Annotated in this window: 25 protein-coding genes; 17 read left to right on the plus strand and 8 right to left on the minus strand. The window is 63.5% G+C overall.

Translation table 11 applies throughout. From position 1 onward, the window contains the following. From J4D28_RS23410 to J4D28_RS23430, 5 genes are all read left to right on the plus strand, one after another. Positions 1–261: LysE family translocator (locus J4D28_RS23410; protein WP_207246461.1), on the plus strand; the 261-nt coding region annotated here is incomplete at its 5' end. A gap of 129 nt (positions 262–390) precedes the next feature. Then, entirely contained in the window at positions 391–798 is a 408-nt protein-coding gene (locus tag J4D28_RS23415) for a hypothetical protein (protein WP_028682210.1), read from the plus strand. 139 nt (positions 799–937) lie between these two features. After that, on the plus strand, positions 938–1,450 hold the full coding sequence (locus J4D28_RS23420) for a hypothetical protein (protein WP_028682209.1): 513 nt from the start codon (positions 938–940) through the stop codon (positions 1,448–1,450). Positions 1,451–1,776: 326 nt separating this feature from the next. Beyond that, positions 1,777–2,190 carry a hypothetical protein gene (locus tag J4D28_RS23425; RefSeq protein WP_158250322.1) on the plus strand — a complete coding sequence of 138 codons (414 nt, stop codon included), beginning with the start codon at positions 1,777–1,779 and terminating at the stop codon, positions 2,188–2,190. 60 nt (positions 2,191–2,250) lie between these two features. Then, the gene (locus J4D28_RS23430) at positions 2,251–2,712 is read left to right on the plus strand and encodes a GNAT family N-acetyltransferase (protein WP_103330944.1); all 462 of its coding nucleotides are present in this window, start codon (positions 2,251–2,253) and stop codon (positions 2,710–2,712) included. A gap of 91 nt (positions 2,713–2,803) precedes the next feature. On the opposite strand, the gene J4D28_RS23435 is transcribed toward J4D28_RS23430, so the two are convergent. Beyond that, positions 2,804–3,415: a LysE family translocator gene (locus J4D28_RS23435; protein ID WP_103330945.1), complete on the minus strand. Its 612-nt coding sequence runs from the start codon at positions 3,413–3,415 to the stop codon at positions 2,804–2,806. A 160-nt stretch (positions 3,416–3,575) separates the two neighbouring features. Continuing rightward, a complete protein-coding gene (locus tag J4D28_RS23440) occupies positions 3,576–4,058 on the minus strand; it encodes a GNAT family N-acetyltransferase (protein WP_103330982.1) in 483 nt (160 codons plus the stop codon). On the opposite strand from J4D28_RS23440, the gene J4D28_RS23445 reads away from it, so the two are divergent. Then, a complete protein-coding gene (locus tag J4D28_RS23445) occupies positions 4,024–4,200 on the plus strand; it encodes a hypothetical protein (protein WP_164486596.1) in 177 nt (58 codons plus the stop codon). The two genes, J4D28_RS23440 and J4D28_RS23445, sit on opposite strands and share 35 nt — an antisense overlap. A gap of 10 nt (positions 4,201–4,210) precedes the next feature. On the opposite strand, the gene J4D28_RS23450 is transcribed toward J4D28_RS23445, so the two are convergent. Together J4D28_RS23450 and J4D28_RS23455 are read right to left on the minus strand one after the other, a co-directional pair. Continuing rightward, positions 4,211–5,170, minus strand: coding sequence for an HlyD family secretion protein (locus J4D28_RS23450; protein ID WP_009048615.1), 960 nt, complete (start codon positions 5,168–5,170; stop codon positions 4,211–4,213). A 3-nt stretch (positions 5,171–5,173) separates the two neighbouring features. Beyond that, on the minus strand, positions 5,174–5,527 hold the full coding sequence (locus J4D28_RS23455; protein WP_016704572.1) for a DUF3302 domain-containing protein: 354 nt from the start codon (positions 5,525–5,527) through the stop codon (positions 5,174–5,176). Between the two features lie 233 nt (positions 5,528–5,760). Between J4D28_RS23455 and J4D28_RS23460 the strand changes: the two genes are divergently transcribed. Further along, positions 5,761–6,963 carry a PrpF domain-containing protein gene (locus J4D28_RS23460; protein WP_103330946.1) on the plus strand — a complete coding sequence of 401 codons (1,203 nt, stop codon included), beginning with the start codon at positions 5,761–5,763 and terminating at the stop codon, positions 6,961–6,963. 29 nt (positions 6,964–6,992) lie between these two features. On the opposite strand, the gene J4D28_RS23465 is transcribed toward J4D28_RS23460, so the two are convergent. Continuing rightward, positions 6,993–7,934 carry an AraC family transcriptional regulator gene (locus J4D28_RS23465; RefSeq protein ID WP_103330947.1) on the minus strand — a complete coding sequence of 314 codons (942 nt, stop codon included), beginning with the start codon at positions 7,932–7,934 and terminating at the stop codon, positions 6,993–6,995. Between the two features lie 171 nt (positions 7,935–8,105). Here J4D28_RS23465 and J4D28_RS23470 point away from each other — a divergent pair, with 171 nt between their 5' ends. Next, positions 8,106–8,804, plus strand: coding sequence for an alpha/beta hydrolase (locus J4D28_RS23470; RefSeq protein ID WP_103330948.1), 699 nt, complete (start codon positions 8,106–8,108; stop codon positions 8,802–8,804). Positions 8,805–8,849: 45 nt separating this feature from the next. Here the strand turns inward: J4D28_RS23470 and J4D28_RS23475 are convergent, their stop codons facing one another. Next, on the minus strand, positions 8,850–9,962 hold the full coding sequence (locus tag J4D28_RS23475) for an endonuclease/exonuclease/phosphatase family protein (RefSeq protein WP_103330949.1): 1,113 nt from the start codon (positions 9,960–9,962) through the stop codon (positions 8,850–8,852). 216 nt (positions 9,963–10,178) lie between these two features. On the opposite strand from J4D28_RS23475, the gene thpR reads away from it, so the two are divergent. After that, on the plus strand, positions 10,179–10,724 hold the full coding sequence (gene thpR / locus J4D28_RS23480; protein ID WP_009048621.1) for an RNA 2',3'-cyclic phosphodiesterase: 546 nt from the start codon (positions 10,179–10,181) through the stop codon (positions 10,722–10,724). A 103-nt stretch (positions 10,725–10,827) separates the two neighbouring features. Then, entirely contained in the window at positions 10,828–11,019 is a 192-nt protein-coding gene (locus J4D28_RS23485; protein ID WP_009048622.1) for a hypothetical protein, read from the plus strand. A 16-nt stretch (positions 11,020–11,035) separates the two neighbouring features. Here J4D28_RS23485 and J4D28_RS23490 read toward each other — a convergent pair whose 3' ends face one another. Then, positions 11,036–11,521 carry an adenosine-specific kinase gene (locus tag J4D28_RS23490; RefSeq protein ID WP_009048623.1) on the minus strand — a complete coding sequence of 162 codons (486 nt, stop codon included), beginning with the start codon at positions 11,519–11,521 and terminating at the stop codon, positions 11,036–11,038. Between the two features lie 340 nt (positions 11,522–11,861). On the opposite strand from J4D28_RS23490, the gene J4D28_RS23495 reads away from it, so the two are divergent. The 3 genes from J4D28_RS23495 to J4D28_RS30495 all read left to right on the plus strand — a co-directional run bounded on the left by J4D28_RS23495 (position 11,862) and on the right by J4D28_RS30495 (position 14,300). After that, the gene (locus J4D28_RS23495) at positions 11,862–12,143 is read left to right on the plus strand and encodes a DUF3303 domain-containing protein (RefSeq protein ID WP_016704577.1); all 282 of its coding nucleotides are present in this window, start codon (positions 11,862–11,864) and stop codon (positions 12,141–12,143) included. A gap of 61 nt (positions 12,144–12,204) precedes the next feature. Then, positions 12,205–12,477 (plus strand): DUF4242 domain-containing protein, encoded by a 273-nt coding sequence (locus tag J4D28_RS23500; RefSeq protein WP_009048626.1) that lies wholly within the window; start codon positions 12,205–12,207, stop codon positions 12,475–12,477. A 221-nt stretch (positions 12,478–12,698) separates the two neighbouring features. Further along, on the plus strand, positions 12,699–14,300 hold the full coding sequence (locus J4D28_RS30495) for a DUF2157 domain-containing protein (protein WP_103330950.1): 1,602 nt from the start codon (positions 12,699–12,701) through the stop codon (positions 14,298–14,300). Between the two features lie 59 nt (positions 14,301–14,359). Here the strand turns inward: J4D28_RS30495 and J4D28_RS23510 are convergent, their stop codons facing one another. Beyond that, positions 14,360–14,713 (minus strand): hypothetical protein, encoded by a 354-nt coding sequence (locus J4D28_RS23510; RefSeq protein ID WP_009048629.1) that lies wholly within the window; start codon positions 14,711–14,713, stop codon positions 14,360–14,362. 480 nt (positions 14,714–15,193) lie between these two features. Here J4D28_RS23510 and ltnD point away from each other — a divergent pair, with 480 nt between their 5' ends. The 4 genes from ltnD to J4D28_RS23530 all read left to right on the plus strand — a co-directional run bounded on the left by ltnD (position 15,194) and on the right by J4D28_RS23530 (position 19,699). Then, positions 15,194–16,099, plus strand: coding sequence for an L-threonate dehydrogenase (ltnD, locus tag J4D28_RS23515; protein ID WP_103330951.1), 906 nt, complete (start codon positions 15,194–15,196; stop codon positions 16,097–16,099). A gap of 10 nt (positions 16,100–16,109) precedes the next feature. Further along, complete coding sequence (gene otnK, locus J4D28_RS23520) at positions 16,110–17,402, plus strand: 3-oxo-tetronate kinase (protein ID WP_103330952.1); 1,293 nt, start codon at positions 16,110–16,112, stop codon at positions 17,400–17,402. Continuing rightward, positions 17,399–18,049: an aldolase gene (locus J4D28_RS23525; RefSeq protein WP_009048632.1), complete on the plus strand. Its 651-nt coding sequence runs from the start codon at positions 17,399–17,401 to the stop codon at positions 18,047–18,049. The genes otnK and J4D28_RS23525 overlap by 4 nt, the downstream gene beginning before the upstream one ends. A gap of 189 nt (positions 18,050–18,238) precedes the next feature. Then, positions 18,239–19,699 (plus strand): SLC13 family permease, encoded by a 1,461-nt coding sequence (locus J4D28_RS23530; protein ID WP_103330953.1) that lies wholly within the window; start codon positions 18,239–18,241, stop codon positions 19,697–19,699. The last annotated feature ends 2 nt before the right edge of the window (positions 19,700–19,701 follow it).

Raw genomic sequence — 19,701 nt, forward strand, 5'->3', positions numbered from 1 at the left:
GGCAACCCGAAAGCCATCCTCATCTTCACCGCCTTCCTGCCGCAGTTCGTCGATCCTCAAGCGCCGGTGTCCGCCCAGTTCCTGGTGCTGGGCGTGCTGTTCCTGATCCTGGAGTGGATCGCCATCAGCGCCTACGCCTACATGGGCCTGCACATGCGCCGCTGGTTCGCCGAACCGCGAGGCAAGAAGCTCTTCAACCGCTGTTGCGCGGTGTTGTTGTCGGGGGCTGCTTCGGTGCTGTTGTTGGCGCGGCGGGCGTGAGTCGGTTGGTAAGCATCGTTGGGGCTACGGGCGCTTGGTTGAGTCCACAGCCAGAAGCTGCCTTTCACGCTGTCCACAGAAACACACTCAACGTACCCTGCTGAAAGACAACATTGAAAAGGAGTTCGAATGAAAACCGATTGGCAACAAATTCGAGAAATGATGAACACTGTTATCGATAGCTGTGAGCAGATCGAAACGGCAGGGTTCAATGAGGAGCATCGCTCCGCGACTGTGAAAATCGAAGGCGTCGATTACTCCGTTCAGGAGTTTTTAATCAGTGCCTGGAGCCTCCCGGAGAACATTCGCTACCAGATCATTCGCGAGCGCCATGAAGCTGGAAATGATCTTCCCTACGTTCCCGAAGCAGCCCGCATTCTTGTCTCAATGGCGCAGGCTTGTGCTGAACTGGTCGGAGCAGCCGACACGGCACCCGCTCAGAAAGCTATTGCAGGAATGAATCATTGGTACAAGGCCTGCGCTGTACCGCATATGACTGCCGCCATCAGGCTGGCAAAAAAACAATCTGACGCTTAGGTTCACGGGCAATCACCCAGCGGAGACGGATCTGTCATCTCTGGTTTGAACGTCTCCTATGGGGCGGGAGCCGCCCCATAGCCGAAACGAACAATGGGGTTAAAACCCATGCTTCGTGAGGGATCACAAAGGAAAACTTATGCCTATCGACAACTGTCTTCATACATTTGAAGAGCTTGCCTCAACGGTGTTGCCTAGCCATTTTGCAAGGCTGAAGGTTGCCCTGGAGACTCCAATGCCTGCTGCAACCTTTGTTGGCTTCAAGAGCGCATCAAAAGAAGCTCTGTCCAAGGTGGGTAGAACCACAGACTTTCCAGGGTGCTACGTCTTCAGCGATCAAGGTAAACCGGTCTATGTAGGTATCTCGAGAGGGGTAGTAAAGAGGCTCGTCCAGCATTTGAATTTCGAGTCGCACAACACCGCAAGCCTCGTCTACAAAATGGCTGCAGAAGACTATCCGCACGAAATGAAGCGTGATCAAGCGATGAAAGACGAACAATTCAAGGAAGTCTTTCTTTCAGCTCAGGGGCGCCTCCGACAAACAACGGTGGCCTTCATCGAAGTCAACAATGACCTTGAGTTGTACGCCTTCGAAGTACTTGCGGCCATGAAGCTGGACACAGATGTATGGAACACATTCCGCACACATTGAAGCTGATAGCGAACCTTTCCATAAAGCGGACTCTGCCACGCAAACAGGTTGCCGCCGTTCATTACAAACGTTTAGTCGCGTCCGCGCTGAATCGAATGTGGTCTGAAATGAGCGTCCGCTTCCGGCCACCAGCGAACATCTGGATAGCCAACCTCAAAGAGACTGAACACTGAGGTCCTCGGCTATTTAAGCCGCCGCTCCCTAGAACTTTTCTCTATTTATCGGTCTATGTGGATAGGCTCATTTGCTCGGTAAGCGCGACCTCGCAGGCTTACCGCTGCCAGATGGCCACACGTCCGATTGTCAAGCAGAGGTTGTCTTCGCTCATGAAACTCCATGACCCACGGATGGTGCTCTTCGGCCTGTTTGCGTTCGCGGCATTGGGCTCGGCATCAGCAACACAGATGAAGACCTCAACCCCTGTTTTAGCAACTGAAGTCACAGCCGTTCAGACCCCTGCCCAGGCCGCCGGCAACCCTTGGCCGACCTTGACCAGCATGGCTGGCAAGCAGCCCGGGCCATTGCTTGCCCATGACGACCGATACTGGCATGACGACCGTTGGCACGATCGTAGAGACGATTGGCGCCGGCACGACTGGCGTCGAGAAGACTGGCGTCGGGAACAGTGGCGTAGGGAGCAAGCCCGCCGAGAAGCTGAACGCCATCGTGATTGGGAGCGCCACCATGATCGCGCCATGCGGCACCGCTACGAAGACAATCACCGCTACTATCGTCGCTAGTGTGGCGCCACGAGATTAATCCACCTCAGGCTGGTGCCAAAACAAGCGCGGGGATATCGAGTGGCTAGGTCAACAGGCGAACTGGCAATACGTCAGATCTCAGCGCTTGCTCCGGAAATCCTGGAACTGGAAGCGGAGGCCGTTGCAGAAGGTTTCAGGTTTCTCACGCGCCTGGTTGCGGATTGGAAAAGCGGGGCCAATCGATTCGACCAACCCGGTGAGTGCCTTTTGGGCGCTTTCCGCGACGGGCAACTGATTGCCATCGGCGGTCTTTCCTATGATCCATATGCCGGGCCGGGCATCGGCAGGCTGCGGAGGGTATACGTCGCGCGAGCAGCAAGGGGGCAGAATGTGGGTAAAGCCCTGGTGCAGCAGCTTTTGGCCTATGCGGCTCAGCGATTTCGTGTCGTGCGCCTATCCACGGATACTCCGGAGGGCGCCGCATTTTACCTGCGCTGCGGGTTCCAACCGATACAGGATGATTTTGCGACTCATGTGAAGTCATTAGCCGATGCCACGTAACCCGCTCATTGAAGGGCAGATGGTTGGCATAGCCGGTCAACGGCGAAGAGTGAAGGCTTTGCAGGCTTGCAAAGCCTTGCTGCAGAGGCCATCAGCGCGAAACGGCCATCCAGCCCGCACACCCCGTCATTACCCCAGCTGAGGTTCTGTTCAGTCGCTGCATTGCCTTCGGAGACTGTATGGCGTTCTTGATGCGTGATGCCGTAACGAGGTACGCCAATTGGATGGTCAGATCGATCCCGATGCCGAGCGCGGTAATCAGGATGACTTCCGGCCAGGACAGCGCCGTCAGATCGAATGCGTGAGGCAACACTGCACCGAAAAATACGACCGCTTTTGGATTGCTCAGCGTCAGCACTGCGCCTGCAAGCAGGCCTCGGCTTGCCGAGCGCTTTGGAGGGGCTTGAAGGTGCTCGGTGTTCTTCGACCACAAGTTCCAGGCGATGAACAGAATAAAGGCGACACCCAGCCACTTCACGGCAATGAACACCTGCTCGAACTGCAGCGCCAGTGCCGCAAGACCGAGGGTGGCGACCACCAGCCAGACAGCATTGCCCAGCACCATGCCTGCGATGAAAGGCAGCGTAGCCCTCGCGCCGCGTGATACCACTTGCCCTAGCAGGGCTCCCTGAGCGGGGCCGGGGATTGCAGCCGCAATCGCGAATGGCACGACAAAAAACCAGAGCGAAGAAGTAGCGCTCATGGGTGAAGCCTCCCTGTTGTCTTGGTATATCGAACGGCATGTTCGCATTGGGTGAGCAGGGAAGACAGTAAGGTCGCTTGCTTCCCAAGGCACGCAGTGGTGAATTCCCGCGTTGAGTCCAGAGTGTGTAAAAACCTACGTCGAAGTGCATGAATTCCGGCTAGCAAGCTGGGCCAACCATCGGAACACACTGGCGAACATAGTAATTGTCGAACTCACCGCTTTCGATGAATTGGAAACCATGGCGGGTATAAAAACGATTCGAAGCGCTTTCTTTGAGAGCACCCACTCTAATCGGGAGCCCAGCCATATCCGCCTCTTTGAAAATCTGGGCGAGAACAGCAGAGCCGATCCCTGATCCCTGCGCGTTCGGTCTCACATACAAGTGGTCGAGCAAGAGTTCAGGGTGCCGGTGCTTGACCACGACAAAACCAACCCTCTCTCCAGATACCTCGATGTAGCGTGTATTGCGGGCTTCAAAGCCGCTAAGAAAGCGTTCGCGCGCGCGTACCGGATCAAATCGCCCAACCCGTTCCAGGCTTTCGCGCATGGCCTCGATTCGAATGGCTACAAGAGTGTCCAAGTCGCTTTGTCGAGCCGGGACCAAAATGACCTGGGATTTTTTATCGGGTGTGGCGGGCATCATCTGCGCTCTGACTGTCATCCTGGGCAGCGAGTATAGAGAGAATGGAAACAAGCGGCCCACCCGCTTTTTCTGTCGAGGCCAACAGGCGAAAGCCGCTGAAATCAAGCCGGGCTTGTCACGCACCGAATATCAGGCCTGACCCCATCTCATCAATGGAACGGAAAGATGTAGTTCATCCAGGCCGACATGCGCAGGAGGATCTTGCGCATGATCGCCACATGGTGGAAGTGCTGGCTGTAGAGCGCCGCCTGGCCATAGGCGCCACCGGGCATGAGTTTGGCGTAGGGCAGGTAGTCCGGGTCAGTGATTTCGATGACCACCGGCACCCGCCCCGGCGGCGGGGAGCCGGTGTAGCTCAGCAGGGTGCCGGACGGTTGTACCTGTCCTTCGCCGATCACCGTGATGACGTTCTTGACCCGGCCCTTGAACACCCTGCCGGGGATACCGTCGAACGCCACTTCCGCCTCGTCCCCCGGGACCAGGCGCAGCAGGCTGTTCTGGCGCATCCAGGCGGAAAAATAATGGCCCTCGTCGGGAATGAACACCATCGACGGGCGCAACGGCAGTTTGCTCGCCATCATCCCCGGGCGCAGCGACACATGGGTGACGAAGCCTCGGCTCGGGGCGCGGACCACGGTGCTGTCCAGCTCGAACTGGGCGTTGTCGATCTGAGCTTGCAGGTCGTCGACCCGGGCAATCGCGGCTTCCTGCTCGCGGCGGGTGCCGAAGTTGCGCTTGATCAACTCGTTGATCCGGTACAGGTCGCCCCGCGCCGCCAGTTGCTGGGCCTTGAGCGACTTGAGCCGGTTCTCGAAAGGTTCGGGGTCGATGCGAAACAGCACATCGCCTGGCTCCAGCGGCGTGTTGCCCTGGACCGGCACCTCGATCACCCGGCCGGTGACGACCGGAATCACCGGCACCGAGACGAAGTAGGAGCGCGCCACCTCCGAATAGGGGTGGTTGTAGTTCATCAGGAAAATCAGCGCGCCGATCAACACCACGCCGCCCAGCACGGCGGTGGGCACCGTCCATTTGTTCAGCGGGATACGGAAGATCTTGAAGATGGCCACGCAGATGGCGGTGTAGGTCAGGATCAGTAACAGGTCCATGGGTCACATTTTCCCTTCCGGGCGGGACCCGGCCTGGGCTTGTCCTTCCAGTCGCTCGACCCGCTGCCGCAGCTCGGCCAGCTCTTGCGCCAGAGCCTTTTCGCCCTGCATCCGCGCCTTGTCGGTGGCAAAGCCCCAGCCCCGATCCTCGCGGTACAACATGGCCCAGATCCACAGGAACGGCCACAGGGCATGGAGCGTGAACAGGCTGACCCAGCCTGCCGCGTGAATGGCGTCCTGATGGGGGTGGTTCCGATGGACGGCAATTTCGTAGGGAATGTCGTGCAGGACGATGATTCCGTAGAACAGGACTATTCCGGCGAAGATAAGCATGCCCAGCGCAATCTGATCGAGCATGATTCGCCTCCCGGAAGCCTTCAGCCCGCACGCAACCGCTTATGAAGCACCTTGGTCAGCCTCGGCCATGGGACAGCTCGATGGCGCGGGCCTTGCAATCCATACTAGTTCAAGTTCGTTCATCTGCCGGGCTGCCTTCCAGGGCGCGCGCGCAGCCCTGAACCTGGAAAGCTGCGCTCGCGCGGGCAGCGGTTTATGATCCTTGCCTGTCGTCCATCACTGCGAGTCCGATCATGCCTTTTGAACTGGACCTTCCCGAAATCCGCGCCGGTATCCTTGAGTTCCCGGTCTGGCATGCACGCGGTGGTACGTCCACCGGGCTGATCCTGGCTCGCGAAACCCTGCCCGAGGACCCGGCGCTGGTCGAGGAACTGCTGCGCCACCTCATGGGCGTGCCGCTGAGCGGCGACCTGCCGGGCAATAACCAGATCACCGGCCTGGGCCGTGGCGGGCCCACCAGCAACAAGGTGTTCATTGCCGAGCGGCGGCCTGGCGAGTCGCGTCTGGTCAGCACCCTGGCGCAGCTGGCGGCGGGTAAAAGCGCGATCGACTGGAGCGTCAATTGCGGCAACATGTCGGCGGCCTTGCCCTTGTACGCCCTGGAGCGTGGCTGGCTGAGCCCGGACGAGGACAGCGCGCAGATCGAGATCTTCAACAGCAATACCCAGACCACCATGCTCGTGCGCCTGGCGTTCCGCGACGGTCGCCTGCTGAGCGATACGCGGATTCCTGGGGTCAATGGCGTATTCCCCGGGGTCGACCTGTTTCTCAGCGACCCGGTGGGGGCCAAGACCGGCCAGCTGTTTCCCACCGGGCAACGCATCGATCTGCTCGACGGCGTGCGCGCCACCTGCCTCGATGTGGCGGTGCCGATGGTCATCGTCCAGGCCGCGGACCTGGGCAAGACCGGCCTGGAAACCCCGGCGCAGCTGGATGCCGATGGCGAATTCAAGGCGCGGCTGATCAGCCTGATGGTGCAGGGCGGCCTGCGCATGCAATTGCGCAACCGCAGCGGCGCCCTGATGAGCACCGAGGAGCTGCAACGCAGCGAAACCCTGCCGAAGATCTGCATCGTCAGCCCGGCCCAGGGCGCGGGCGATATCAATACCCGTTATTTCACCCCGCAGAATGCCCATCCTTCATTGGCCGTCTCCGGTGGCTGCTGCCTGGCCGCCGCCTGCCTGGCGCCAGGCACCGTGGCCCACGAGCTGCTCAAGGCGCCCAAGCCCTTGAGCGCCACCACGGCGGAATACCCGGTGTCGATCGAAAACCCGGCGGGGGTGCTGGACACCTTGATCACCGCGCGCGAGGAGGGCGGTTCGATGCGCATCGACGCGGCCGCCTACCGGCGCAGCGCGCAGATCCTGCTCAAGGGCCGGGTGCCGCTGTACAACGCCTCGGCGGCGTTGTTCGAGGCGTTGCAAGGGCGGGGCTGAATCCCGCATCCAGCAGGCAGCAAATCCGCTCAAGCCTGTGAGCGGTATTCGCTGGGAGCGACCCCGAACTCGCGGCGAAAGGCCCGGCTGAAGGCCGCCTCGGATTCATAACCCAGCTGTTCGGCGATCTGCGAAATGCGCAGGCTGGAGGTCTGCAGGCGCTGACCGGCCAGTTGCATGCGCCAGTGCATCAGGTAGCGCATCGGCGACTGGCCCACCAGGTGAGTGAAACGTTGCGCCAGGTTGGAGCGCGACTGGTTGACCAGGCCGGCCAGGCGCTCGACGCTCCACGCCGCGCCCGGCTCGGCGTGCAACAGCGCCAGTGCCTGGCCGATCAGCGGGTCGCGCAGGGCGGCGATCCAGCCGCTGATCCCTTGCGGGGCATGGGCCAGCCAATGGCGCACGGCCCAGATAAACATCAGGTCGATGATCCGCGACAGCATGATGGTGCTGCCGATCGAAGGGTTGCGCACTTCCTTCTGCATCGCCGCCACGGTCAGCGATAGCCATTCACGGGAGCCGATCAGGTCGCTCGGGTCCTCGCCCTGGCAGCTGACTTGCAACACCCCGGGCAAGCCCTGGATCAAGGCCTGGCCACACCCGCCCTCGAACCGGAAGACGCCGCTGGTGATGCGCGCCGGCAGGCCCGGGCTGGCATCCGCAGCGCGTTGCAGTTGATGAGCCTGGCCGTGGGGCACGAACAGGATGTCCCCGGGCACCAGGCGGGTGGCTTCGTCATTGCCGTCGAGCCTGAGCTGGCAGCCGGCGTCCTGGATCACATGGAAACAGGCGCCGCCCGCCGCTTGCTGCAACAGCTGGCCGGGTTGCAGCAGCGTCTCGCCCAGCAGCTCGCCACGCATCCGCGCCAGGCTGAACACTTCGAAAAACACATCGGCGGCCGGGTGCCTGAGGTCGGATGGCGAGGCGGCCGGGGTCAGGTGTCTCTGCACAGTCTTCGGCTTTTCGGTCATGGTCGGTCGGCACCGTCCCCTTCGATAATGAGCGTGCCCGAGCATAAGCCAGCATGGGGGAGGGCGTCTCCTGCCTGTCACTTGACGAGCGACCTGCCCCGCAATGCCCAGGGCCCGGTAGTACCGCCGCCAGCGGCGAGCGGTCTTTATCCAGACAGAGGACTCAAGGTCATGAGTGGTCAGCCTACGATTGTGTTGGTGCATGGTTTTTGGGGCGATGCGGCCCATTGGAGCAAGGTGATCATCGAGCTTTCGCGCAAGGGCTACAGCGCGATCCGCGCGGTGGAAATGCCCTTGACGTCGCTGGCCGATGACGTCGAGCGCACCCGCAAGATGATTGCCCAGGTCGATGGCCCGGTGTTGCTGGTGGGACATTCTTACGGCGGCGCGGTGATTACCGAAGTGGGTGACCAGCCCAACGTGGTCGGACTGGTGTATATCGCGGCCTTCGCCCCGGATGCCGGGGAAAGCCCGGGCTCGATCACCCAGCAGCACCTGCCTGCGGCGGCGGCCAACCTCGAGCCCGACAGCGATGGCTACCTGTGGCTCAAGCCGCAGGCCTTCCATGAGAGCTTCTGCCAGGACCTGGGCGCCGACGAAGCGCTGGTCATGGCGGTGACCCAGAGGGCGCCGCTGGCCAGCACTTTCGGCGACACCATCAGCGCGCCGGCCTGGAAGAACAAGCCGTCCTGGTACCAGATCTCCAGCGACGACCGCATGATCCATCCGCGCAACCAGCAACTGATGGCCGCCCGGCTCAACCCCCAAAAGACCCTGACCCTGGCCAGCTCCCATGCCTCGCTGGCCTCGCGGGCGGCGGAGGTCGCGGCCTTTATCCACGAGGCCGCCAGCGCCAGCGTCCAGGGCTGACAAGGCCGTGCTTCAGGCCCCGCTCGGGAGCGGGGCCGGTTCGGCTCACAGGTCCAGGTCGACCCATACCGCCGCGTGATCCGAACCGGCGTTTTCCTTCTTGTCCAGCTGCGGGTAGACGTCCCAGCGCTTGGGCTTGCTGCCCGGCCACATGCCCTTGCGCCATACGCCGCCGGCGGTGACGGTGGCGAACAGCGCGGGAGACAGCAGCAGGTAGTCGATCTTGTTCGCCGCCTTGCAGGTGTCGAAGGTGCCGGGGTAACCGCCGTCGTCGAAGGCCGGATGGACAAAGGCATCCTTGAGGTCGGTGCCCTTGAGCAAGGGCTCCAGCGGCGCACTGTCCGGGGTGTCGTTGAAGTCGCCGACCACCGCGATATAGGTCTCGCCCTGGGCCACCAGCGCCTGGTAGATGAGCTTGATCCGTTCGGCCTGGGCCAGGCGTTTTTTTGCCGAAGCCGCGAGACTGCCGAAGCCTTTGCTCTTGAGGTGATTGACCAGGACGATCAGCTGCTTGCCGTCAGATAGCGGGATCTGGAACTGCGCGCAATCGCGGGAAAAGATCAGCTCGCCGTTGGCCGCGCTGTCGTCGACATGGCTGCGCAGCTGGCCGATGGGGTAGCCCTCGGCGGTCATCAGGCCGACGTCGATGCCCCGCGTATCGTTGCCGTCGATCAGCATCACATGCCGGAACAACGGGCCGCCCAGGGCGCCGATGATTTCCGTGTTGAAGTCGCGCAGGGCCGGGCGGCTTTCCGCCTCGACCACCGCCAGCACATCGGCTTGCAGGTCGATCATCACCCGCGCGGTATTGCGCATGGCTTCCAGGTCCACCGGGGCTTCGATCAGCTCCAGCGAGCCGACCCACTCGGTGCGGCCGTTGGCGACAATCTCCAGGCCGCCGGCCTTGGGCCGCTTGACCAGGCTGCCGCGGTTCTGCCGCAGGATCACAAAAGGGCCGGTGTCCGACTTGCTCAGCCCCAGCTCGGTCAGCAGCTTGACCATCTGCGCCTTGTCCTGGTCCGTGTAGATGGGCTCGCCCAGCAGCTGGTTGAGCCGGGCGAAACGCTCCAGCACAGGCCGGCCCTCGGCCCAGCCTTCCAGGTTCATGGCTTTGGCGCGGTTGAACAGGTTTTCAACGTTGTAGGACGCGAGTCTCATCGTGCTCTTCCTGTGAAAGGGGGCGGACGTCAATGAGCATTACAACCGATAAAAATGACCGAATGCCGACAGGCGCGGCGTCTTGTTGCCTTCTTTATGCTGAACTCAAGAAAGGGCTAAACCGGCCTGAGATTCCCGGTGGGCGAGTCGCAGAGGGCCGGTGGGGGAACGGCCTGACAGACAGCACTTCGTCCGAACCGAACCGGAGGACAGGGCATGAATGATGAGTCCCGCGAGCAGGGCGAGCCGTTCAAGCGGCTGTTCTTCGCCTTGCCCTGCACCGTCGCCCAACGCCGGGCCATCGCCCAGTGGCGCGGCGCGCTGGGCCTCAGGAGCGGCCGGCCGGTGGCGGCGGAAAACTTTCATTTGACCCTGATGTTCCTGGGCTCGGTCGCTGTGGCGCAGATTCCGCGGATCTGCGCCGCGGCGGCGAGCGTGCGCACCTGTGGCGAGCCGCTGGACGTCCCGCTCGACCGCCTGGAGGTCTGGCGCCGGGCCGGGGTCTTGTTGCTGGCGCCGACACAGGCGCCGCTGGAGTTGCGCCAGCTGGTGTATGCCTTGCAGGAAGCGCTGCTGCCACTGGGGCTGGTCGATTCGCCGCGGGAGTTTCGTCCGCACTTGACCTTGATGCGCGACTATCGGGCGCCGGTGCCCGAGTCCCAGACCCCTGCGGACTTTCACCTGAGTGCCCGGCACTTCGCCCTGTTCGAGTCGCATAAAGGCCGTTACCGGCCACTGGCCGAATGGGCGCTGGCGCGCTGACGGTCGGAGCAGCCCTGTCGACAGGCTCACCGATCAGCCGAAATCCGCGTGCCTCAAGGCCTGAACGTTATAGTTGATGAGGCCGAATCAATGGGAGGAGGACATGCGTCAGATCGTCAGCAAAGAGCCCTGGTGGGCCGCGCCGCCGAAACCGGGCCAGGATGAGTCCGAGCTGGAGTGGGGCTGGCTGGTCACCTACAGCGAGGGCGAGCCGCGCTTCGAGTTCGTCAAGGAGCGTCCTTCGGAGCAGGAGATCCGTCAGCGCAAGAGTTGCCGGACCACGCCGTCCGAGTAGCCTGTCGGCGCAGCGCTTACTGCTTGTAGCCGATCTGCCGCAGCAGGTTCTTGCGCCACAGGATGTCGTCGTCGCCTTCCAGGCCCTTGGCGCAGAAGCCATCCACCACCCCCAGCACCGCCCGGCCCTGCGCCGTTTCCGCGAGAATCACCTGGGTCGGGTTGGCGGTCGCGCAGAAGATGCGGCACACCTCAGGCACCATCTTCAGGGTGTTGAGCACGTTCAACGGATAAAAACCGTCGCCGAGAAACACGATGAAACTATGGCCGGCGGCGATCGCCTGGGCGTTTTTTTGCGCCAGCGCGATCATCGTCGGATCGCTGCCGGACCAGCGCACCAGGCATTGGCCGGAGGCTTCGCAAAAGGCCAGGCCAAAGGCGATGTTCGGCACGGCGCCGACCAGGGCTTCGTGGATGTCCTCGACGGACTTGATGAAGTGGGTCTGGCCGAAAATGAAGTTGGTGGCTTCCGGCTTGTCGATGTTCACGCTGATCAGTTGCATCTCGAACCGCTCCTTGCCGGTGTCGCGCGGCGCTAGGGGGCGTTGGCGGAAAGGGTGGGCCCGTCGCAGCCGTTATCGGGGCGACGGGATTGCTTCCAGCAACAGATCAAGCATAGCCATTCATTGGCCGCGGCTTCGCTCGTTCGCGCTTGGGGCGGGAGCGTCCTGGAAACAGGATCGGCGGTCATGCGCCGGCAGCGCAAGGCTGCTATGCCTTCCCTAGGGGGCAATGGTTTCGGGCCAGCCGAGAGGCGGGGCGATGCCGATGCGTGGCCGTGGTCACGGTGCCTGCCTGGCGCACGCAATGAACAACGGGTGCCCGTTTCGCAGGAGGTGGCAGATGTTATTCATTGTCAGTTGGTCAATCAGCCCCGAACGTCGTAACAGTGCGATCGAGCGATTTCTCAAGACGGGTGGGGCGCCACCCGCAGGGGTGAGCATGCTGGGGCGCTGGCATGCCGTCGGTGGCATGACGGGGTTTGGTATCGCACAGACCGACGATCTCACGCTGATGCAGAAATGGGTGCTGGAGTGGAGCGACCTGCTCAGGATGGACGTGCACCCGGCGCTGACCGATGAACAGGCCGCGCCGTTGCTGGCGGCGGTGATCGGCAAGCAATAGCCGTTGGCGATCGGCCTGAAGCTGTTGCTTCGGCAAGAGCGGGACAGAACTGGAGGTTGTCATGCCTAAATTTGTGATTGAACGCGATTTCCCGGGCGCTGGAGCGCTGTCGGCGCAGGATCTGCAAGGAATCGCGCAAAAGTCCTGCAAGGTGCTCGATGAACTGGGGCCGCAGGTGCAGTGGCTGCACAGCTACGTCACCGGCGACAAAATCTACTGCGTCTATATCGCGCCAGGCGAGGAGCTCATCCGGGAGCATGCCCGGCAAGGCGGTTTTCCGGCGGACCGGGTATCGCGGGTGACCTCGATCATCGATCCGACGACAGCGGAGTAGTGCCTTGCGGTGACAGGCGCGCGCCTGGCTCGGCATACCCTTGCCCCAGGGCGGGGTGATGCCGCTGGCCGGAAAACCAGGCCGCCCTCGGGGCGGCCTTTTTCATCGGCGCGGCGTGCCGCGTTAGCGTTGCGAGGCGTCTTGCCAGGCACAGGCTCGGCTATGCTGCACAGTCGACGGCCGGTTGGCGGCCGATGTCCACACCTTGAACCAAGAGCGCCATGAGAAAAACCACCCAGCAGATGTTGCTCCACGAAATCGCCGACTGGCGCCACCGTGGCCTGATCGATGCCGAGGCGCAGCAGCGGCTCGGCGCCTTGTATGAACGTCCCGAACACCGCCTGTCCACGGTCTTGCAATGGCTGGGTATCGGCGCGGTGCTGCTGATCGGCATGGCGGTGCTGGGCGGCATTGGCCTGCTGGCCGAGTCGGTGCTGGTGGGGGCGGTGCTGTTTTTCGCCGCCGGGGTCGGGCTGTGGCTGATCGGCGCGCGCCTGGCCCGCGACCCGGCGCGGCGCATGCCGGTCACCGGGGTGGCGATCCTGACCATCGGCCTGATCCTGATGGGCGCCAGCCTGTTGCTCGGCAGCTCCGACAGCGAGACCGGCGAGTTCGGCAACCTGCCGCTGGCGCTGCTGGTCACCGCCGCCCTGAGCATCGCCACCGCCTATGGCTATCGCCTGCGCTGGCCGCTGCTGCTGGGCCTGCTCTGCGTCTTCCACGGCTTGGGTTCGTGGGAGTGGTATGGCGGTTCCGGCACGTACTATTTCGGCATCCAGGACCCGCGCTCCATGGCCGTGATCGCCGCGCTGACGGCGCTCCTGGGGCTGTGGCACCAGCACGCCGAGGATCATGCCTTGCGCCGGTTCAGCGGTTTCGGACGGCTGTATGTGATCTTCGGGCTGCTGTACTTCAACTGCTCGCTGTGGTTCCTGACCTTCGGCGCCATCAGCCTGGCGGCTGGGCTGCTGATCCTGCTGCATGAACACCTGACGTTCACCTTGCCGAAACTGGCCGGTGGCCTGGGCGTATTGATGGTCGGGCTGTTTGCCGCCGGGCGCTGGCTGCTGGGCAAGCAGTTGAAGCTGCTCGGCGCGACCCTGGAGTTGCTCGGCGGCTTTGCCCTGATCGGCCTGAGCCTGGTGCTGGGCATGATCTACTCCGACGGCTCGGGCAACTGGCCGGCGCTGTTGCTGGTGGACCTGCTGCTGTTGCTGGTGCTCAGTTATGTGCTGAACAACGCCTTGCTGCTGACCCTGTGCAGTGTGCTGTTCTTCGTCTGGTTCGGCGGGCGCAGCGGTTACGAGTCGGGCTGGGGCGCCTACTGGTTCGGCATGAACTATCCGCTGCGTTTCCTCGGCGCGGCCCTGGCCATGGCGCTGTTCGGTTTTGTTCATCTGTGGGGCGAGGCGTCAACGCTTGCCCGTTATCGCGGCTTTGCCAAGGTGTGGATTTCCGCCGGGCTGTTCATGGCGCAGATGTCGTTGTGGCTGTTGTCGCTGTTCGGCAGCTACGATCTGATCGATGGCCCCTGGCACCTGGCCGAGTCCGGCGAGCTGGTGTTGTTCAACGGGCTGTGGGCGGCGTTCAGCCTGGGCCTGTTGGCACTGGGCATTCGCCTGTGCTTTTCCATGCTGGTGGGTTATGGCGCGACCTTCTTCATCATCCAGCTGTACACGCTGTTCTTCACCCAGCTGGCGGAAACCCTGGGTTGGTTCGTCAGCCTGCTGATCGCCGGCGGCAGCCTGCTGGGGCTGGTGGTCTGGCTGGAAGGCAAACGCCAGCAACGCCGGGCCGGGCCGGGCGAAGCGGAATCGGCGTAGAGCAGGGGAGTAGCCCATGCCCGAAGTTGCGGGCATGGGCGGACGACAGACGACGGGCGTCAAGCCGTCAGTCGTTTTTCGATATCCCGGTAGGTCTCGCTGTCTGTGGCCGCCAGCAGTTTGCGGCCATCCTTGAAGGTGGCGATGAAGGTCACCTCGGTTTCCTTGCCGGCTATCAGGTAGCCCGCCAGAGCACCCACCGGACCCAGCAGCATGGCCCCGGCAATGCCGTAGCCAATGGCGTCCCTGTTGGTGATGCTGTCCTGTGTCGCGATTTCCAGATGTTTGAATGCGGAGGCTTTGACCTCGACCCCCGGTGAGGGGTTGGTGGCTGTGGCCAACCTGAAGACTCCCTGACGGTACTCACCATTCCCTTGTAGAAAATCACCAGCCAATACATTGATCTTTGCCATGTTGAATATCCTTGTTCAAGCATTGCGGAATTGACCATACAGCGCTGTCCGGCGTCCACCGTCAATCGGTGGACGATGAAGGGCGGTACCGCTGATCGTTGATGTTGCGCCTAACAGCATCGGTCTCGAGTGTAGACGCCTGGTTGACGCAGATCAGTGCGCTGGTCGCAATGGGCTACCGCTCGTCTGTTTGATTCTGCGCGGGCTGCAAGGCTGTCGCGGGGTGCCTGGCGTCCGTGTTCGGCAATGTTAATAAATGTTAGGTTGAAAAAATACTTCACATAATCTGTTCATTGGTAGATGATCGGCCACAACCTGATAACAACAAATCACAGGACGGCCCTTCTATGTCCGACAAGGTCTCGATTCACCTGCCAAGCGACCCTGTCGCCCCCGCCGCCCGTGCTCCCATTTATCCCGCGGCCCGCCGCTCGCGCCTTGCCGGCGCGGACCAGGCTGCTGTCTTCCCTGGAGTACCCCATGAATAACAAGAATGTCGGTGTTGTCGGCCTGGGCGCGATGGGCCTGGGCATTGCCCGCTCGCTGCTGCGCGCGGGTTTCAATGTGCATGCCTGTGACGTGCGTGAAGCGGTCACCCAACAGTTCGCCAGCGAAGGCGGGGTGGCCTGTGCGTCGCCGGCGCGAATGGCCGAAGCCTGCGATGTGATCATCACGGTGGTGGTCAACGCCGAGCAGACCGAAACCGTGCTGTTTGGTGGAGAGGGCGCGGTGTCGGCCTTGGGGGCCGGCAGCCTGGTGATCGGTTGCGCCACCGTGGCGCCGACCTACGCCGTGGAGCTGGGCGAGCGCCTGGCCGAACAGGGCCTGCTGTACCTCGACGCGCCGATCTCCGGCGGCGCGGCCAAGGCCGCCGCCGGCGAGATGACCATGATGACCTCCGGCCCGGCGGCCGCCTACACCAAGGCCGAAGCGATACTCGCCGGCATGGCGGGCAAGGTCTATCGCCTGGGCGACGCCCACGGCCTGGGTTCCAAGGTCAAGATCATCAACCAGCTGCTGGCCGGGGTGCACATCGCCGCGTCCGCCGAAGCCATGGCCCTGGGCCTGCGCGAAGGGGTGGACGCCGACGCCCTGTACGAAGTGATCACCCACAGCGCCGGCAACTCCTGGATGTTCGAGAACCGCGTGCCGCACATCCTCAAGGCCGACTACACGCCGCTGTCGGCGGTGGACATCTTCGTCAAGGACCTGGGCCTGGTGCTGGATACCGCCCGTGCCAGCAAATTCCCCCTGCCGCTGTCGGCCACCGCGCACCAGATGTTCATGCAGGCCTCCAGCGCCGGCTTCGGCCGCGAGGACGACTCGGCGGTGATCAAGATTTTCCCGGGCATCGACCTGCCGACCGCCAAGCCCGAGCCTGTCTGAGGAAGCTTTCATGACCGATTCCACTGCACGCCCGCTGCTGGGCTGCATCGCCGACGATTTCACCGGCGCCACCGACCTGGCCAACATGCTGGTGCGCGGCGGCATGCGCACGGTGCAAAGCATCGGCATCCCGAGCCGCGAAGTGGCGGCCGGGCTGGATGCCGACGCTATCGTCATCGCCCTCAAGTCGCGCACCACGCCGGTTGCCGAGGCGGTCGAGGAGTCCCTCGCGGCCCTGGACTGGCTGCGCGAGCAGGGCTGCGAGCAGATCTTCTTCAAGTACTGCTCGACCTTCGATTCCACCGCCGCCGGCAATATCGGCCAGGTCAGCGAGGCCTTGCTCAAGGCCCTGGGCAGCGATTTCACCCTGGCTTGCCCGGCGTTCCCGGAAAACGGCCGGACCATCTTTCGCGGCCACCTGTTCGTCCAGGACCAGTTGCTCAGCGAATCGGGCATGCAGCATCACCCGCTGACGCCGATGACCGACGCCAACCTGGTGCGCGTGCTGCAGGCCCAGACCCAGCTGAAAGTCGGCCTGCTGCGCTATGACAGCATTGCCGGGGGCGTCGAGGCGGTGCGGGCGAAGATCGCCGAACTGCGCCAGCAGGGGATCGGCATGGCCATCGCCGATGCGCTGTCCGACCAGGACCTCTACACCCTCGGCAGCGCCTGCGCCGACCTGCCGCTGCTGACTGGCGGCTCGGGCCTGGCCCTGGGCCTGCCGGGCAACTTCCGCCGTGCCGGCAAGCTGCGCGACTTCGACGCCGCGTCGCTGCCGACCGTCGAAGGCGGCGAAGTGGTACTGGCCGGCAGCGCCTCGGTGGCCACCATCGGCCAGGTCGCGGCCTGGCTGGAGGCCGACCGTCCGGCCCTGCGCATCGACCCCATGGCCCTGGCCGCCGGCGAACCGGTGGTGGAGCAGGCCCTGGCCTTTGCTCGCGACAGTGACGAAACCGTACTGATCTACGCCACCAGCACCCCGGCCGAGGTCAAGGCGGTGCAACAGCAACTCGGCGTCGAGCGCGCCGGCACCCTGGTGGAAAACGCCCTGGGCGAGATCGCCGCGGGCCTGCGCCAGAACGGCGTGCGCCGCTTTGTGATTGCCGGTGGCGAAACCTCCGGCGCGGTGGTCAAGGCGCTCGGGGTAAATCTGTTGCAGATCGGCGCGCAGATCGACCCGGGCGTGCCGGCCACCCTCAGCAACGCCGTCGAGCCCCTGGCGCTGGCCCTGAAGTCCGGCAACTTCGGCAGCCGCGACTTCTTTGCCAAGGCCCTCAAGCAACTGGCCGGAGGTGGCCAATGAGCGCCGCGGCGAACCAGGAACAGGCCCTGCGCGAAGAGATCTGCGACGTCGGTCGCAGCCTCTACCAGCGCGGCTACACCGTGGGCAGCGCCGGCAATATCAGTGCGCGCCTCGACGATGGCTGGCTGATCACCCCGACCGACGTCTGCCTCGGTCGCCTCGATCCGGCGGCCATCGCCAAGGTCAACCTGGCGGGGGAGTGGGTGTCCGGCAACAAGCCATCCAAGACCCTGGCCCTGCATCGCCAGGTCTATGACCGCAACCCGAGCGTCGGTGGCGTGGTGCACACCCATTCCACCCACCTGGTGGCGCTGACCCTGGCCGGCGTATGGCGGCCGGACGACATTCTGCCGCCGCTGACGCCGTACCAGGTGATGAAGGTCGGGCACATTCCGCTGATCGGCTACCAGCGCCCGGGTTCGCCCAAGGTCGCCGAGCAGGTGGCGCAACTGGCCAACAGCGTGCGCGGGGTGATGCTCGAGCGCCTGGGGCCGGTGGTCTGGGAAAGCTCGGTGGCCAAGGCCAGCTACGCCCTGGAAGAACTGGAAGAAACCGCGCGACTCTGGCTGATGAGCAACCCCAAGCCCGCGCCGCTGGATCAGGCAGCCCTGGATGAGCTGCGCGAGACCTTCGGCGCGCATTGGTAGTTAGCGCGCCGCTGCAACTCGAAACTGTAAACCGACATTGCAAGCACCGCCCGGGAGTCGTCAGGCTCTCGAGGGCCCCGGCTTGCCTGAAAAAACAATAACAACAGGACATCCCCGCATGACGTTCCCTGACTGCAGCTGTTTTGGTTTCACCAGCGCTTCTTTCTTTTATGAGGGAGGTGCCGCGCAATGAGCCCGCTTATCCTGATGTTGACGGCCGGCGCGGGCATCGCGCTGCTGCTGTTCCTGGTGCTCAAGTACAAGTTCCAGCCCTTTGTCGCGCTGATGCTGGTGAGCATCCTGGTGGCGCTGGTGGCCGGGGTGAAACCGGCCGACCTGGTGGCGACCATCGAAGGCGGCATGGGCAAGACCCTCGGCCATATCGCGATCATCATTGCCCTCGGCGCGATGATCGGGCGGATCATCGAACTGTCCGGCGGCGCCGAGGCCCTGGCCAAGTCGCTGATCGAGCGTTTCGGCAACCGCCGCACGCCGCTGGCGCTGACCATCGCCGGGTTCATCATCGGCGTGCCGGTGTTCTTCGAGGTGGGGGTGATCATCCTCATGCCGCTGGCCTATGGCGTGGCGCGCCGGGCGCGCAAGCCGCTGCTGGTGTTCGCCTTGCCGATGTGCGCGGCGCTGCTCACCGTGCATGCGTTCCTGCCGCCCCATCCGGGCGCCGTGGCCGCGGCCAGCCAGCTGGGCGCCGACCTGGGCCGGGTGCTGATGTTCGGCCTGCCGATCACCGCCTTCCTGTGTTACGTCGGCTACCGCGTGGCCGGGCGCATGACCCGGCGTTTCTACCCGATGACCGACGACATCCGCGCCGAAGTCTATGGCCCCCACGTGACCAACGAGGACCTGCTGGCCTGGACCAACGGCAATGCCAAGGACCCGCAACAGGCCGCGGTGGCGGTGTCCCACATGGGCCTGGAAGAATCCACCAGCGCCATAGTCGCCAAGCTGCCGCCGGCGCCTGCGCCCGGTTTCGCCCTGATCGTCAGCCTGATCCTGTTGCCGATCGTGCTGATCCTGCTGGGCACCCTGGCCACTTCGCTGCTGCCGGCCGAATCGACCTTGCGCGGTGTCATGACCGTGCTCGGCGCGCCGCTGGTGGCGCTGCTGATCGATACCTTGCTGTGCGCCTGGCTGCTGGGTTCGCGCCGTGGCTGGAGCCGCAGCCAGGTGTCGGACGTGATCGGCTCGGCCTTGCCGGGCGTGGCCATGGTGATCCTGATCGCCGGGGCCGGCGGGGTGTTCGGCAAGGTGCTGGTGGACACCGGGATCGGCGCGGTGGTCTCCGACCTGCTGCGCACCACCGGCCTGCCGGTGCTGGCCCTGGGCTTCTTGCTGACCATGCTGCTGCGCGCAGTGCAGGGCTCCACCACCGTGGCCCTGGTGACCACCGCCGGGATCATCAGCCCGCTGATCGCCACCTTGAACCTGACCCCCAACCACATGGCGCTGCTGTGCCTGGCCATGGGCGGTGGCGGGCTGGCGATGTCGCATATCAACGACGCCGGCTACTGGATCTTCACCAAGCTCGCCGGGCTCAACGTGGCCGACGGCCTGCGCACCTGGACCCTGATCACCACCTTGCTCGGTACCCTGGGTTTCTGTATTACCTTGCTGATCTGGCCTTTTGTCTGAGC

The sequence above is a fragment of the Pseudomonas sp. GW531-T4 genome, assembly GCF_017349615.1.
GTDB classification, from domain to species: Bacteria; Pseudomonadota; Gammaproteobacteria; order Pseudomonadales; family Pseudomonadaceae; genus Aquipseudomonas; species Aquipseudomonas chlororaphis_I.